This window comes from Bradyrhizobium sp. WSM4872 (genome assembly GCF_055811715.1).
Window position 1 is genome coordinate 238,339 of the sequence record NZ_JBVVPT010000002.1, and the last position, 16,075, is coordinate 254,413.

A 16,075-nucleotide genomic window follows, 5' to 3' on the forward strand; every position below is an offset into this window, starting at 1 on the left:
ATGTCGATCAGCAGCATCAACTATTCTTCGTCGGTTCTCGGTTCGCAGATCCGCAACATCAACCAGCAGCTCACCGACCTGTCGACGCAGCTCTCGACCGGAAAGCTGTCGCAGAACTATTCCGGGATGGGCACCAACGAGGGCTTTGCGATCGCCGGGCGCGCGCAGCTCTCCAACATTGGCGCCTATACGGACACGATGACCAACGTGAACGTCAGCATCAACCTCGCCAATACCGCGTTGCAGTCGCTGACCACGATCCGCAACACGGTGCAGACGGGCTCGGCCAACACCGCGCAGGACCTCAACGTCAACGGCCAGACGGTCGCGCAGAACACCGCAGCCGCGCAATTCGGCTCGATGGTCGGCGTTCTCAACACGCAGTCCGGCAACCGCTATCTGTTCTCCGGAACCGCCTTCAACACGCCGTCCGTCGCGAATGCCGGCGACATCATCAACGGCACTACGACGCAGGCGGGCTTCAAGACCGTCATGGCGGAGCGGCAGGCCGCCGACCTCGGCGCCAACGGCATGGGCCGGCTGGTGCTGGCGACGCCACAGCCGACGCCGAGCTCGGTGATGGTCTCCGAGGACGCCGCGGTATCGCCGTTCGGCCTGAAGATCGCCGCGGTCTCCTCGACGTTGACCGGCGCGACGGTCACCGGTCCGAGCGGCTCGCCGGTGTCGTTCTCGGTCGACCTCAACGGCGTCAATCCGAAAAACGGCGACAAGCTCAGCGTGCAGTTCACGCTGCCCGACGGCTCGACCGAGCAGATCGACCTGACGGCGTCCTCCGCGACGCCGACGCCCGTCGGCAGCTTTGCGATCGATGCAAGCGTCCCGGTCAACCCGAACAACACCGCGACCAACCTCAATACCGCGCTAAACACCGCGATCAAGAAGCTTGCCGGCACCTCGCTGGTGGCGGCGTCCGCTGTCACGGCCGGTGACAATTTCTTCAATACGGCGGGATCCGCCACCGCGAATGTGGCGGCCACCGGCAATCTGCGCTCCTATACCTCGACGACCGGGACGGGCTCGGTCGCGTTGCAGGACAGCGCATTGGCGATTGCGTCTACGACCACGTCGCTCGATTCTTCGGCGACACCCCATCTCAACGGGACCATTCTCAACGCGCTCGCCAACGCTCCGACCGGTACCACCCTGACCATCACCGGCGCGAGCGGCGCCCATACCATCACCTTCGACCCTACCGTCACCACGGTCACGACGGCTAGCGGCAATACCACGATCGGATTGGCTTCGGGCAGCGCCGCGAACGTGTCTGATATCTTGAATGCAATCGCGACGGCCGCCGGCATCCCCGCCGCCAACGTGACTCTGAGCGCCGGCGGCAATATCCAGATCGCGACCGGCACGGGCACCGACGTGGCGGTCACCGGCGGCGCGGCGGCCACGGCGCTCGGTCTCAGCAGCGTGACGCGCGGCAGCGTGGCGTCGACGCCTCAGATCACCGGTTCAACTGTGCTGAGCGGCACTGCGACCACTGGCGGCCCGGAAGTGCTCTCAGCGGCGTTCCAGGCGGGGTCGGCGGGTCCGCCTGTCGTTAACCCCGATACGATCACGGTGAACGGTCAGACACTGACTTTTGTCGCCTCGGGCGCCAATGGCCCAAACCAGATCAACATTACCGACAACATCACAGCTCTCCTTGGCAAGATCGATCAGATCACCGGCACCACGAAGCCGTCGACCATCCATGGCGGCGTGATCACGATCAACACGGACGATCCCGGGAGCCTCAACATCACGAGCTCGAACAGCACGGCGTTCGCGGCGCTCGGCTTCACGACCTCCCCGGTTACGGCGGCAAAGGCTCCGCTACGCGTCGGCTCTTCGCCCCTCGGCTCGGCGACGACGCTGGTGAACGGCTCGGCCACCACCGTGCAATGGTACCTGGGCAATGACGGGCCCGGCTCGCCGCGCTCCACCGCGATGGCACGGGTCGACGATTCCGTCACGGTGCAGTATGGCGCACAGGCGAACGAGGACGCCATCCGCAAGGAGCTGCAGGCGGTCGCCGTGTTCGGGACGTTCTCGACCTCGCCGACCGGGCAGTATTCGGGCGGGCAGGTCGCCGCACTGAGCCTGCGGGTGACGCAGGCCCTGACGAAGCAGACCGGCCAGCAGCGCATCGAGGACATCCAGACCGACCTCGCGATGGCCCAGAACACGATGAAGGACGCAGGCACGCGCCAGACCCAGGCCAAGGCGCAGCTCCAGACCATCATCGACCAAGCGGAATCGGCCTCGCCGGACCAGGTCGCGAGCGAGATCCTGTCGCTCCAGAATGCCCTCCAGGCGTCCTACCAGGTGACCTCGAACCTCTCGCAGCTCTCGCTCGTCAAGTTCCTGTAAGGATGCGTTAAGGCGCCGTTAACCATGCCTCTTTACCTCTTGGTGAGGATTGGAGCGGGGCGGAGCCGTCAATGTCGGACACGATGCAGCTGGTGGTGGCGACGCCCTGTTTCGGCGGGCAGGTGTCGAGCATCTATGCGAGCTCGATCTTCGCGCTCCAGCGCGCCGTGCATGGCGTGCCCAATCTCGAGCTCACGGTGCTGCTGCGCGATGGAGACGCGCTGATCACGCGCGCGCGGGCCAATCTGGCCGCGATGTTCCTGGACGATCCCAAGGCGACGCATTTCCTGTTCATCGACGCCGATATCGGGTTCAAGCCCGAGCAGGTGTTCCGGCTGATCGAGTGCGGAGCCGACGTCGTTGCCGGCTGCTATCCGATCAAGCGGGTCAACTGGGACAAGGCGAAGCGGGCGATCGAGGCCGGCCGGGCCGATGTGCCGGCCGCCTCGCTCGACTATGTGCTCGAGATCGAGGACCCCGACCGCATCGTGGTGGTCAACGGTTTTACCCGCGTTCGCTACGCCGGGACCGGTTTCCTGATGATCCGTCGCCACGTGCTGGAAACGATGTGCCGTCATCCGGACTATGCGGCCCTGCAATTCTTCCGCGAGCATTCTCACGATACCCTGGCGGGGAGCCGCAACCGCTTCGCGCTGTTCGAGTGTATGATCGACCCCGCCACTGGCACCTATCTTTCCGAGGACTTCGCCTTCTGCAAGCGCTGGACCGATATCGGCGGCGATATCTGGGCCGACATCCAGAGCTCGCTCGATCACGTCGGGCCGTCGGTGTTCCGCGGCGACGTCGCTTCGCAATTCGCAGCCGCGCCGGCGGCGGCCGATGCGGCGTGAGCCCTCCGGGATGAGCGTCGGCGCCTCCTGTGTGTCAGGCACGGAGCGCGCTTTCGACGGCGGCTCGCGCTATCGCCTGCGCGATCTCTTCACGCCGCTGGATACGTTGCTGATCTCTGGTGGAGACCTGCGGCTGGCGCTCGACCCGAGGGATCGCGTCAACGCCTATGGCTGTGCGGCCTCGCCGAAGCCGGAGATCTGGGATTTCGCCTCCTCGACCGCCTCGACCATCTCGCAAGCCGCCTATGACCGCGCCGCTCTGGCGCGCGAAGAACTGATGCACAGGTGCCTTTTCGACGAGGTCGAGATCGCGTTCGACGCGCGCTGCGAGGACATGCGCGAGGAATTGCGCAGCCATCTCCAGCTCGCGCCGCGTGTCGATATCGTGTTCTCGCCCTCCGGTACTGATTCCCAGCTCCACGCGTTGTACCTGGCGCGTGCGGTGCTTGGCGCCCCGCCGGTGACGATCGTGGTCGGCGCCGACCAGACCGGCAGCGGCACGGTCCATACCGCGCGCGGACATCATTTCAGCGCGATGACGGCAAACGGCATTGTCGTGCGCAAGGATGCCGCCGTCGCGGGCCTCGCCGGCGACAGCATCGCGGTGCCGCTGCTCGATGTCGCGTCCGGCCTCGCGATGCGCGCCGATGCAGATGCTGCGGTCATGCGTGCCGTCGAGAACAGCCTCGCGCAAGGCCGCCGCGTTCTGTTGCAGATCATGGATTCGTCAAAACTCGGCTGGCGCGCGCCGAGTGCTGCCTGCCTCGATGAGATCGCGCGGCGCTGGCCGCGCAAGGTTCAGGTGGTGGTCGATGCCTGCCAGGCGCGGCTCGGCCGCCGCCGGCTGCGCTGTTATCTCGATCGCGGCTTTATGGTGCTGATGACCGGCTCGAAGTTCTTCGGCGGGCCGGCCTTCAGCGGTGCGCTGCTGCTGCCGAAAGGTCTGTCGCGGTCACTCGGCCGGATCGGCACGATTGCGCCCGGCATCTTCGACTATGCCGGCCGCTGCGACTGGCCGATGGCCTGGACGGCACTGCGCTCGCGCTTCGAGCGCCGGCCGAATTTCGGTCAATGGCTGCGCTGGGAGGCGGCGCTTGCGGAGATCGGCAGCTACTACGCCGTGCCCGGGGCTTTCCGCGCCAGGATGCTGGCCGAGCTTGCAGCCGGCATCGACAGCATGATCGCGCTGTCGCCGTCGCTTCGTGCCGTTCCAAGCGCAATCGAGACGAGCGCCGCGGACGACGAGGAGTTCGCGCAACGTACGATCTTTCCATTCACGCTGCTGCGCGAGGGCAAGCCTGTCTCGATCGCCGAGACCGGCGCCATTCATCGCGCGCTCGAGCGCGACATCAACCAGGAGATCGGCGGCAGCGCGGCGGACCGGCAGGTCGCCGCGCAACGTTGTCTGATCGGCCAGCCGGTCAGGCTGGAGCGGCCGGACGATGCGCCGCAGGCCGTGCTGCGCCTCTGTGTGGGCGCGCGGCTCGTCACCGAAGCCTGGTCCGCCGACGCCGCACAGGCGCAACACAATTTGCAGCACATTCTCGATCGTATCGCTCACGTCCTGGCGAAGATCGAACTGCTGCTTGACCGTGCCGCGGCTGCGGCCATGCCGGAAAAATCCGCGTTCGAGGTTTGAGATGCAGCATTCCGTTTCCACGCCGAACTATTCCGACCGCATCGGCTTTGCGCAGTTGACGCGCCGGGCCTTCGAGGGCGGCGATTTGCATCCGCTACGCGAACATCTTCTGGCGCGGATCGCGGAGGGGACGGCCGAGGCCGGCGAGGGCCTGGATCTGTCGCTGATCGCCCAGCTCCTCGGCGAGAAGGAGGCCGGGCTGGTGATCCAGAGCGAGGTGCTCTCCTTCCATCAATTGTTTCGTACTCCTTGCGCGGTTCCGAAGCCCCGCCTGCGGGTGCTCGCGCTCGCGGCTGACATCGACATGGGCGGCAATACCCCGATCGAATTCCTGCTCGAAGGCTCCGATATCGAGCTGCTGACGCTCTACGTCATCAAGGGCGTCGGTCTTCCCGAGACGTTGCCCGAGCACGACGTCGCCATCGTGGTCGCCTCCGATTCCGAGGAATGCCGTGAGACACTCGCCGCCATCGAGCAGGCCGCGCCGCGCTGGCCGCGGCCACTGCTCAATCGTCCAGAGCTGATCGGCAATCTCGATCGCGACAAACTGTTCCGGTTGCTGGCGGGCATCCCCGGTCTGGACATTCCCGTGACCGCACACGCGACGCGCGCGCAATTGTTGGAGCTTTCGCAAGGGAAGATCGCCTGCGAGAGCATCACGGGGGAGCTGCGCTTTCCGATGATCGTGCGGCCACGTGGCACGCATGCCGGCGTCGGGCTCGCGAAGGTCGACGATGCCGCGGCGCTCAAAGCCTATCTCGCCGAGCGCGAGGAGCAGAACTTCTTCGTCGCGCGCTTCGTCGACTATGCGAGCCCTGATGGGCTCTATCGCAAGTATCGCCTCGCCATGGTCGCCGGCAAGCCTTACGCCTGCCATATGGCGATCGCCGACCGCTGGGACATCTGGTATCTCAACGCCTACATGGCGTTCAGCGAGGAGAAGCGAGCCGAAGAAGCCGCATTCATGCTCGACTTCGACGGCGCTTTCGCTGCGCGTCATCGCAGCGCGCTCGACGAGATGAGCAAGCGCATCGGCCTCGACTATTTCATCGTCGATTGTGCCGAAAACAACAACGGCGAACTGCTGGTGTTCGAAGCCGACAACACCGCCGTCGTGCACAACATGGATCCGCCCGCCGTGTTTCCCTACAAGCCGCCGCAGATGCGCAAGATCTTTGCCGCGTTCACGGCGATGCTGTCGCGGCATGCAAAGGCGGGCGAGGGGAGTGCAGCATGAACGAGATCATCCGCAACGCGCAAAGCTCCGTCACGCACACTTCGCTCGATCCGCAGGACTGGAGCGAGTTTCGCGCGCTCGCCCATCGCATGCTTGACGAGACGATCGACGGCATCGCCAACGTCCGCGCGCGTCCGGTGTGGCAGCCGATTCCTGACGGCGTCCGCGCGGCATTCAAGGCCGACGTGCCGCGCGAGGCGAGCGATCTCGCCGACGTCTATCGCGACTTCTCCGAACATGTCGCGCCCTATGCGACCGGGAACGTCCATCCGGGTTTCATGGGCTGGGTGCACGGCGGCGGCACCGCCGTCGGCATGCTCGCAGAGATGCTCGCAGCCGGCCTCAACGCCAATCTCGGCGGACGCGATCACATGCCGATCGAGGTCGAGCGCCAGATCGTTGAATGGATGCGTGAGCTGTTCGCTTTTCCGGAGAGCGCGAGCGGCATCTTCGTCACGGGCACGTCGATGGCCAATCTGATGGCCGTGCTGGTGGCGCGAACTGCTGCGCTCGGCACGCTGGCGCGGCAGCACGGCATCGGCAACGACGGCGCACTCCTCACGGCCTACACCTCGCAGGCGGCGCATGGCTGCATTTCACGGGCGATGGACATGGCCGGACTTGGCATCGATGCGCTGCGCAAGATCGGCATGGATGCCGATCATCGCATCGACGTCGCGGCGCTGCGCGCGCAGATCGCGAGTGATCGCGAGGTCGGCTTCAAGCCCTTCCTCGTCGTTGCCTCCGCGGGCACGGTCGATATCGGCGCGGTCGACGATCTCAAGGCGATCGCAGAACTGTGCCGCGAAGAAGGAATCTGGTTTCACGTCGATGGCGCCTTCGGTGCGCTCGCGGTCCTCTCACCCGAGCTCGCGCCGCTGCTCGGCGGAATCGAGCTCGCCGATTCCATTGCGCTCGACTTCCACAAATGGGGACAGGTGCCTTACGACGCCGGCTTCCTGCTGGTGCGCGACGGCGAGCAGCATCGGCGAGCCTTTGCGCAGCCCGCAGCCTATCTGCGTCGCGAGGCGAGGGGGCTTGCAGCGGGCGCGGTCTGGCCCTGCGATCTCGGCCCCGATCTGTCGCGCGGCTTCCGTGCACTAAAGACATGGTTCACGCTGAAGACGTTCGGCACAAATCGGCTCGGTGCGGTGATCGCGCGAAGCTGTGCGCTGGCGAAATATCTGGAGACGCGCGTTCTCGCCGAGCCGCGGCTGGAATTGTTGGCACCGGTCAATCTCAACATCGTCTGCTTCCGTTACCGCGCCGCCGACGAGGTCAATCGCGAGATCGTCGCCGACATCCAGGAGTCCGGCATCGCGGCGCCCTCAAGCACGACGCTTGATGGCAAGTTTGCGATCCGCGCTGCCATCGTCAATCACCGCACCGAGGAGAGGGATATCGATGCGCTGGTCGCGGCCGTGCTGGAGTTCGGTACCCGGCGCAGCGGCGGCGTGATCGAGGTCGAGGCACCGCCGCTCGCGGCGCAGTGATAGCGGTTCCTTCAAAACAAAACCGCCCCGGACCTGGTCCGGGGCGGTTTTGTTTTAGATGTTGGGAAAGTGCTCAGGCGGCCGAACTGACGTCGCTCTTGAGATGGCTGGCTTCGTACTGGTCGCGCAGCTTGTCTTCATAAGCGATCAGCTTGCGAGCCTCCTTGAGCGCCCTGTAGAGGTCGCCGCTCATGATGTTGTTGTTGATGCCCTCGATGATCGGCCAGGAGCTGGGCACCGCGGTGACAATGTCACGCACGAGGTTGAAATAGGTGCCGTGCTGGGTCTGCGGGTCCGGCGAGATGTACATGAGCTGCACCGCCAGATAGACGAGCTTGGCCGGCGTATCGGCGGTCTCCGGCGTGAGGATGTCCCGCTCGCGCAGGATCGGCACGTTGTCGCCGTCGATCAGAAGGCGAGCGCGCTGGTCGGTGTTGGTTATCACGCAGTTGCCGACGATGATGCGTTCGTGCGGCCTGAGCTCGACTTTAAGGGCCATGCCTGTTCTCCATCGATCTTTTGTAACGAGCGGCGCGCGTGTCCCGTCGATGACGGCTGCCTGCTCCGATTTGGGTCCAATCCTTGCGCAATGTGGTTAACGGGTCGTAAACATCGGCGACCGCGCCAAAATATGAAACAACTTCAGCATCTTGCGTAATGACGAGGACGCGGTTCGAAAGTTTGCGGGAGAGCATTTTGGGCGCGAAGCAGACAAACCCGGAGTTTCATTTCACGGATTGTTAGAGGCTTGGACGCAACCGTCCGCCGGTCGTTTGATCAATTTCGATCAGACAGGACGCGTAGCTACCAGAAAGGTAACAGTATGTCCGGTATCGTTCTCTCCTCTTCGGTTCGCCAGAACCTGCTCTCCCTCCAGTCCACCGCCGATCTGCTCGCCACCACCCAGTCCCGTCTGTCGACTGGCAAGAAGGTGAACTCGGCGCTCGACAACCCCACCAACTTCTTCACGGCCCAGTCGCTCGACAACCGCGCCAGCGACATCAACAATCTGCTCGATGGCATTGCCAACGGCGTGCAGGTGCTCCAGGCCGCCAACACCGGCATCACCTCGCTCCAGAAGCTGCTCGACTCCGCCAAGTCGATCGCCAACCAGGCGCTGCAGACCACGGTCGGCTATTCGACCAAGTCCAACGTCTCGACCACGATCGCGGGTGCGACCTCGAGCGACCTGCGTGGCACCACGACCTATTCCAGCGCGAGCGCTCTGTCGAACGTGCTGTTCTCCGGCGCAGCGGGCGGCGCAACCGCGGCGACCGGCACCACCACGCTCGGTGGCTCGGTCGGTACATTTACGGCCGTTGCCGTCGTCAACGACACTTCGGCTGCCGCGATCACGACCAGCACCAAGCTGTTTGACGCGACCGCCGGCTTGACCACTGGTGCCAACACCAAGTTCACCGATGGCACCACGCTTAGCGTCAACGGTCACACGATCACCATCTCGGCGACCGCGGTTCCGGTGGCGGCTAGCGCGCCAGCCGGCTATGGCGTCAGCGGCAACATTGCCACCGACGGCAACGGCAACTCGATCGTCTATACCGGCACGACTGCGGCCAGCTCGACCGCGACGGTTGGCGACCTTCTGAATGCGATCGACATCGCCAGCGGCGCCCAGAATGCGGTCGTCGCAGCAGGTGCAGCGACCCTGAGCACGCCGACCGGCAATACGGCGGCAGCCATCACCGGCGGCAAGATCACGTTCACGACGTCGACGGGTGGTGATCTGGATATCTCTGCCACGGCCGATATCTTGAAGAGCCTCGGCCTGACCACCGCGACCGGCTCCGGCACCGCCTCGGTCACGGCGGATCGCGGCACCAGCTCAACTTCGCTCAGCTCCTTGATCAGCGATGGGGCCACCCTCACCGTCAACGGCAAGACCGTTACGTTCAAGAACGCGGTGGTGCCTGCGGCAGCCAACGTTCCGGCCGGCTCCAGCATTGCCGGCACCGGCAGCAACGTGATCACGGACGGTAACGGCAACTCGACGGTGTATCTGCAGGCGGCCAAGGTGAGCGATGTGCTGACCGCGATCGATCTTGCCACCGGCGTGCAGTCGGTCAAGTCCGTTACCACGGGCACGGCGACCCTGCAGACGGCCACGGGCGCGACGAACTCCTCGATCGTCGCCGGCGCTCTGCACATCTCCACCGGCGCCAATGCGGATCTGTCGATCACCGGCACGGGCAATTCGCTGTCCTCGCTCGGCCTGACCGGCTCGACCGGCACCGGCACCGCCTTCACCGCGAGCCGTTCTGCGGCGTCGGGCGGCGTTTCGGGCAAGACCTTGACCTTCTCCTCCTTCAATGGCGGTACGGCGGTCAATGTCACCTTCGGCGACGGCACTGGCGGCACCGTCAAGACGCTCGATCAGCTCAATACGGCTCTTCAGGCCAACAACCTGTCGGCCACGATCGACGCCAATGGTAGGCTGACGGTTTCGGCGACCAACGACTTTGCGTCGTCGACGATCGGATCTGCCACCGCTGGCGGTACCATCGGCGGCACGCTCACCACGGCGCTGACCTTCTCGAACGCGACTGCGCCGGTTGCGGATGCTGTTGCCCAGGCCACCCGTACCAACCTGGTGTCCCAGTACAACAACATCCTGACGCAGATCGACACGACCTCGCTGGATGCTTCGTTCAACGGCGTCAACCTGCTCAACGGCGACCAGCTCAAGCTGGTGTTCGACGAGACCGGCAAGTCCAACCTCAACATCACCGGCGTGACCTTCAACTCGAAGGGTCTGGGTCTCGCCGGCCTGGTGCAGGGAACCGACTTCATCGACAACTCCGCGACCAACAAGGTGCTCACCAATCTGAACTCGGCCTCGAGCACGCTGCGGTCGGAAGCTTCGACCCTCGGTTCGAACCTCTCCATCGTGCAGGTGCGTCAGGACTTCAACAAGAACCTGATCAACGTGCTGCAGACCGGTTCGTCCAACCTGACGCTGGCCGACACCAACGAGGAAGCGGCCAACAGCCAGGCGCTGTCGACCCGCCAGTCGATCGCGGTCTCCGCGCTGTCGCTGGCCAACCAGTCGCAGCAGAGCGTGCTCCAGCTGCTCCGCTAATAGCGGCTGACATCGCAATCAAGTCATGGCGGCGGGGCTTCGGCCCCGCCGTTTTCTTTTGCGCGGGCCGACCGAGAAGTGCTCTGGCCGCTCCAAAAAGTAACCGTTGGTTATGGTTAACGGGGAGCAAACGCCGCAAAAAGCTAGCAGTTTCAGATCGATCGCCCCCGATCTCGGCGTGTTTCCGCAGCCTTATGGTGAACCAGCGCTTACGGTGCGAGAACAGCTTCACCCTTTGTTAGCCATGTCCCCTCAGGCTGTGCCCGTCACTCGATCCGAAGCGATCGAACGAAGACGCGTAAACCAGAAGGGTAAGAGTTATGTCCGGTATTGTTCTCTCTGCGTCGGTTCGCCAGAACCTGCTCTCGCTCCAGTCCACCGCCGACCTCCTCGCCACCACCCAGTCCCGCCTCTCGACTGGCAAGAAGGTGAATTCGGCGCTCGACAACCCCACCAACTTCTTCACGGCCCAGTCGCTCGACAACCGCGCCAGCGACATCAACAATCTGCTCGATGGCATTGCCAACGGCGTGCAGGTGCTGCAGGCCGCCAACACCGGCATCACCTCGCTGTCGAAGCTGCTCGACAGCGCCAAGTCGATCGCTAACCAGGCGCTGCAGACCACCGTCGGCTACTCCAGCAAGTCGAACGTCTCGACCACGATTGCGGGCGCGACCGCTTCCGACCTGCGCGGCACCACGACCTACACCAGCGCGACCGCGCAATCCAACGTGCTGTTCTCCGGCGCTGGCGGCGGCGTCACCGCGGCGACCGGGACGACCACGCTTGGTGGTACGGCCGCTGCGTATGTCGGAACCGCTGCGGTCAACGACAACAACGGCGGCGGTGCGGCGGCCATCACCGCGAGCACGCTGCTCTACGGTGACGGCTTGGCTGGTGCAACGAGCGGCCTGGGCCTGATTGGCGCCACCCAGTTCACCGACGGCACGACCCTCACGGTCGACGGCCACAGCATCACCTTCAAGGCCGGCGCCGCTCCGGGCGTCACGGGATCGACCAACAGCCTGCCGAGCGGCTACGGCGTCGATGGCGGCGGTACCGGCAGCATCGCGACTGACGGCAACGGCAACTCGGTCATCTACCTCGGCAGCGGTGCGGCGAACTCGACCGCAACGGTCGGCGACGTCCTGAAGGCGATCGACCTTGCGGCGGGCACCCGCGGTGCGACGATCGCGGCCGGCGTTGCCACCATCAACGCCAACAACACCAGCCAGACCCCGGCTGCCATCACCGCCGGCAAGATCACGCTGGACAGCTCCACCGGCGCCGATCTCAGCGTCATCGGCAAGGCTGACCTGTTGAAGGCGCTCGGCCTGACCACCGCGACGGGCTCCGGCAACGCGACCCTGACGGCGGCCCGCACAACTGTCTCGGGCAGCCTTGGTTCGCTGATCACCGACGGATCGACCCTGAACGTCAACGGCAAGACCATCACGTTCAAGAACGGCGGCACGCCGCTTCCTGCAAACGTGCCGACGGGATCCGGCGTCACCGGCAACGTGGTCACCGACGGCAACGGCAACTCGATCGTCTACCTGAACAAGGGCACCGTCGCCGACATCCTGAGCGCGGTCGATCTCGCCACCGGCGTGCAGGCAGCAACCATCGCTTCGGGTGCTGCAACCCTGGCGACGGCCAGCGGCCAGACCGCGTCCTCGCTGGTTGCCGGGTCGCTCCACATCTCGACGGGCGCGAACTCGGATCTGTCGATCACCGGCTCAGGCAATGCCTTGTCCGTGCTCGGCCTCACCGGCTCGACCGGCACCGGCACCGCTTTCTCGGCGACCCGCTCGGCGTCGGCCGGCGGTGTCTCGGGCAAGACCTTGACCTTCGCCTCATTCAACGGCGGCACGGCGGTCAATGTCACCTTCGGCGACGGCACCGGTGGCACGGTCAAGACGCTCGATCAGCTCAACACGGCTCTTCAGGCCAACAACCTGGCCGCCACGATCGACGCCAATGGCCTGCTCACGGTCTCCGCGATCAACGACTACGCATCCTCGACGATCGGATCGGCTGTCGCTGGCGGCGGGATCGGCGGCACGATCACGACGGCCCTGACCTGGACCAACGCGACCGCGCCGACGGTCGATGCTGTTGCCCAGGCGAGCCGTTCCAACCTGGTCGCCCAGTACAACAACATCCTGTCGCAGATCGACACGACCTCGGTCGACTCGTCCTTCAATGGCGTGAACCTGCTGAACGGCGATCAGCTCAAGCTGGTGTTCGACGAGACTGCGAAGTCGAGCCTGAGCATCACCGGTGTGACCTTCAACTCGAAGGGGCTGGGTCTGGCCTCGCTGGTACGGGGCACCGACTTCATCGACAACGCGGCGACCAACCGGGTGCTCACCAGTCTCAACGCGGCCTCAAGCACGCTGCGCTCGCAAGCCTCGACCCTCGGTTCGAACCTGTCGGTGGTGCAGGTGCGTCAGGACTTCAACAAGAACCTGATCAACGTGCTCCAGACCGGCTCGTCCAACCTGACGCTGGCCGACACCAACGAGGAAGCGGCCAACAGCCAGGCGTTGTCGACCCGCCAGTCGATCGCGGTCTCCGCGCTGTCGCTGGCCAACACCTCACAGCAGAGCGTGCTCCAGCTGCTCCGTTAATAAGCCACTGAAATCACAAGACAAATACAGCGGCGGGGCCTCGGCTCCGCCGCTTTTTTGCGTGTGCGGTGACCGTGCAGACGTGCAGCCGGTGCCAGGAAGGGGGCGCTAACTCGGCATTAACCGTATCCCTTAAACCGTCGTTAACCATACTTTAAAGGACAGCCCCTAAAAGTGGACAAAAGCCCGCTTTCCAGATCTGCGAGCCCCGATTCGTACCCGGTTCAAGAGGAAGACCAGCCAATGTCCAACATCGTTCTCTCGGCGTCCGTTCGCCAGAACCTGTTGTCACTGCAGTCGACGGCCGACCTGCTGGCCACGACGCAGCAGCGCCTCTCGACCGGCAAGAAGGTCAACACGGCGCTCGACAACCCTACCAACTTTTTCACCGCGCAAGGGCTGGACAACCGCGCGAGCGACATCAGCAACCTGCTCGACGGCATCAACAACGGCGTGCAGGTGCTGCAGGCCGCCAACACCGGCATCACCTCGCTGCAAAAGCTGATCGACAGCGCCAAGTCGATCGCCAACCAGGCGCTGCAGACCACGGTCGGCTATTCGACCAAGTCCAACATCACGACCACGATCCCGGGGGCTACGCCAGCCGATCTTCGCGGCACCACGAGCTACACCTACGCAACCGCAACCGGCAATGTCGTCACCAACGGTACTGCCGGCGGTACGACTCCGATCACTGGCACGACCACGCTCGGCGGCATTTCGCAAGCCCTGACCGGCAATGCCGCTCCCGACGGTGCTGGCACGGTAGCAAGCCTGGCCGTGGGCCTGACGCTGCTGGGCGCGCCGAGCGGCACCACCATTGCGGCGAACGGTGCGCCGTCGGACGGCGACGTCTTGATCGTCGACGGCAAGACCATCACGTTCCGGGCCGGCGCTGCGCCCGCGGTGGCCAGCGTTCCCGCCGGTTCCGGCAAGAACAACAACGTCGTTACCGACGGCAATGGCAATTCGACCGTTTACCTCGGGACAAACGCAGTCCCGGCTGCAAACGTCCAGGACGTGATGGACGCGATCGATCTTGCGACCGGCGTGCAAAAGGCGGCCATCACGGGTGGCACTGCGACGTTATCGCTCTCGTCGGGCGCCGTGGCGTCCGTCGCCGCCGGCCAGCTCACCCTCACCACCGGCACGGGCGCGGACCTCAGCATCACCGGCAAGGCCGACTTCCTCAAGGCGCTTGGCCTGACGACCGCGACCGGTTCCGGCAACGTCAATGTGACCAAGGCACGTCTGACGAGCCCCACGACGCTGGGCACGCTCATCCATGACGGCTCCACGCTGAACGTCGACGGCAAGACGGTCTCGTTCAAGAACGCGGCCGTCCCTGCTGCCGCTCCGACGGGGTCGACCAAGATCGGCAACATCGTGACGGACAATAACGGCAACTCCGTCGTCTATCTCCAGGGCGCCAGCGTTCAGGATTCGCTGAACGCGATCGACCTGGCGTCGGGTGCCGGCATCGTCAGCGGCGCCGCCGTGGCTGCGGCCAGCGGTTCGTCGCTGTCCACCGTCGTCAACGGCGCGCTCAAGCTCAGCACCGGCACCACGGCCGATCTGTCGATCACGGGAACCGGCAATGCGCTGTCCTCGTTCGGGCTGACCGGTCCGACCGGCACCGGCACGGCCTTCACGGCCGGTCGCGCGCCCGGAGCGGGCAGCATCTCGGGCAAGACCTTGACCTTTACCTCGTTCAACGGCGGCACGCCGGTCAACGTGACCTTTGGTGACGGTACCAACGGCACCGTCAAGACGCTCGATCAACTGAATTCTCAGCTGCAGGCGAACCATCTGACCGCGACGATCGACGCCAACGGCGTGCTCACGATCACCACCGTCAACGAGTATGCCTCCTCGACGCTAGGCTCAGTGACCGCCGGGGGCGCGGTCGCCGGCACGATCACGGGTGTGATCGCTTTCACGACCGCCCAGCCGCCGATCCAGGATCCGGTCGCGCAGACCGCGCGCTCAAACCTGGTCAACCAGTTCAACAACATTTTGGCGCAGATCGATACGACCTCGCAGGATGCGTCCTTCAACGGCGTGAACCTGCTCAACGGCGATACGCTGAAGCTGATCTTCAACGAGACTGGCAGCTCCACACTCGGCATCAACGGCGTGGTCTTCAACGCGGCGGGCCTCGGTCTCAGCAACCTCGTCAACGGTATCGACTTCATCGACAACGGCGCCACCAACAGGGTCCTCGCCAGCCTCAACGCTGCCTCGAGCACGCTGCGCTCGGAAGGTTCTGCGCTCGGCTCCAACCTCTCGATCGTGCAGGTGCGTCAGGACTTCTCCAAGAACCTGATCAACGTTCTGCAGACCGGCTCGTCCAACCTGACGCTGGCCGACACTAACGAGGAAGCGGCGAATAGCCAGGCGCTGTCCACCCGCCAGTCGATCGCGGTCTCCGCGCTGTCGCTGGCCAACCAGTCGCAACAGAGCGTGCTGCAGCTGCTCCGCTAATTTCGCGGCGCAAGCTTGCTCATCGATTTCGCGGCGGGGCTCACGCTCCGCCGTTTATTTTACGGAGATCGCTAAGGCAGGATTAGCTGAGATGGACGCGCACCACGCGTGACGTGTTTACAGCGTGCACATGCGCGTCTAGCTTCACGATGACGAAGAACTCCGAGACCCGTAATAATCCGGAGTGCTTCCAAGCACACATGTAAGCAAATCTTAAGCGGTGCTGCCTAGGGTTGGGAAAGAAATCCTTAAGCGCGTTCAA

Annotated in this window: 9 protein-coding genes; 8 read left to right on the forward strand and 1 reads right to left on the reverse strand. The window is 64.5% G+C overall.

What is annotated here, in order from left to right; translation table 11 throughout:
* The 5 genes from AC0L3C_RS04220 (at position 1) to AC0L3C_RS04240 (ending at position 7,599) form a co-directional block, all read left to right on the forward strand.
* Complete coding sequence (locus AC0L3C_RS04220) at positions 1-2,379, forward strand: flagellar hook associated protein (protein WP_473407262.1); 2,379 nt, start codon at positions 1-3, stop codon at positions 2,377-2,379.
* 71 nt (positions 2,380-2,450) lie between these two features.
* Positions 2,451-3,230, forward strand: coding sequence for a hypothetical protein (locus AC0L3C_RS04225; protein ID WP_473259318.1), 780 nt, complete (start codon positions 2,451-2,453; stop codon positions 3,228-3,230).
* The gene (locus AC0L3C_RS04230) at positions 3,220-4,869 is read left to right on the forward strand and encodes a hypothetical protein (RefSeq protein WP_473407263.1); all 1,650 of its coding nucleotides are present in this window, start codon (positions 3,220-3,222) and stop codon (positions 4,867-4,869) included. The genes AC0L3C_RS04225 and AC0L3C_RS04230 overlap by 11 nt, the downstream gene beginning before the upstream one ends.
* A 1-nt stretch (position 4,870) precedes the next feature.
* Positions 4,871-6,106: an ATP-grasp domain-containing protein gene (locus tag AC0L3C_RS04235; RefSeq protein WP_473259314.1), complete on the forward strand. Its 1,236-nt coding sequence runs from the start codon at positions 4,871-4,873 to the stop codon at positions 6,104-6,106.
* The gene (locus AC0L3C_RS04240; RefSeq protein ID WP_473407264.1) at positions 6,103-7,599 is read left to right on the forward strand and encodes a pyridoxal phosphate-dependent decarboxylase family protein; all 1,497 of its coding nucleotides are present in this window, start codon (positions 6,103-6,105) and stop codon (positions 7,597-7,599) included. The genes AC0L3C_RS04235 and AC0L3C_RS04240 overlap by 4 nt, the downstream gene beginning before the upstream one ends.
* 73 nt (positions 7,600-7,672) lie before the next feature.
* Here the strand turns inward: AC0L3C_RS04240 and flbT are convergent, their stop codons facing one another.
* The gene (flbT, locus tag AC0L3C_RS04245) at positions 7,673-8,098 is read right to left on the reverse strand and encodes a flagellar biosynthesis repressor FlbT (protein ID WP_473407265.1); all 426 of its coding nucleotides are present in this window, start codon (positions 8,096-8,098) and stop codon (positions 7,673-7,675) included.
* A 324-nt stretch (positions 8,099-8,422) separates the two neighbouring features.
* Here flbT and AC0L3C_RS04250 point away from each other — a divergent pair, with 324 nt between their 5' ends.
* The 3 genes from AC0L3C_RS04250 (at position 8,423) to AC0L3C_RS04260 (ending at position 15,813) form a co-directional block, all read left to right on the forward strand.
* Positions 8,423-10,696 (forward strand): DUF1522 domain-containing protein, encoded by a 2,274-nt coding sequence (locus AC0L3C_RS04250; protein ID WP_473407266.1) that lies wholly within the window; start codon positions 8,423-8,425, stop codon positions 10,694-10,696.
* 320 nt (positions 10,697-11,016) lie between these two features.
* Positions 11,017-13,329 carry a DUF1522 domain-containing protein gene (locus AC0L3C_RS04255; protein ID WP_473259304.1) on the forward strand — a complete coding sequence of 771 codons (2,313 nt, stop codon included), beginning with the start codon at positions 11,017-11,019 and terminating at the stop codon, positions 13,327-13,329.
* A 243-nt stretch (positions 13,330-13,572) separates the two neighbouring features.
* Positions 13,573-15,813 (forward strand): DUF1522 domain-containing protein, encoded by a 2,241-nt coding sequence (locus AC0L3C_RS04260; RefSeq protein ID WP_473407267.1) that lies wholly within the window; start codon positions 13,573-13,575, stop codon positions 15,811-15,813.
* Positions 15,814-16,075 lie beyond the last annotated feature (262 nt).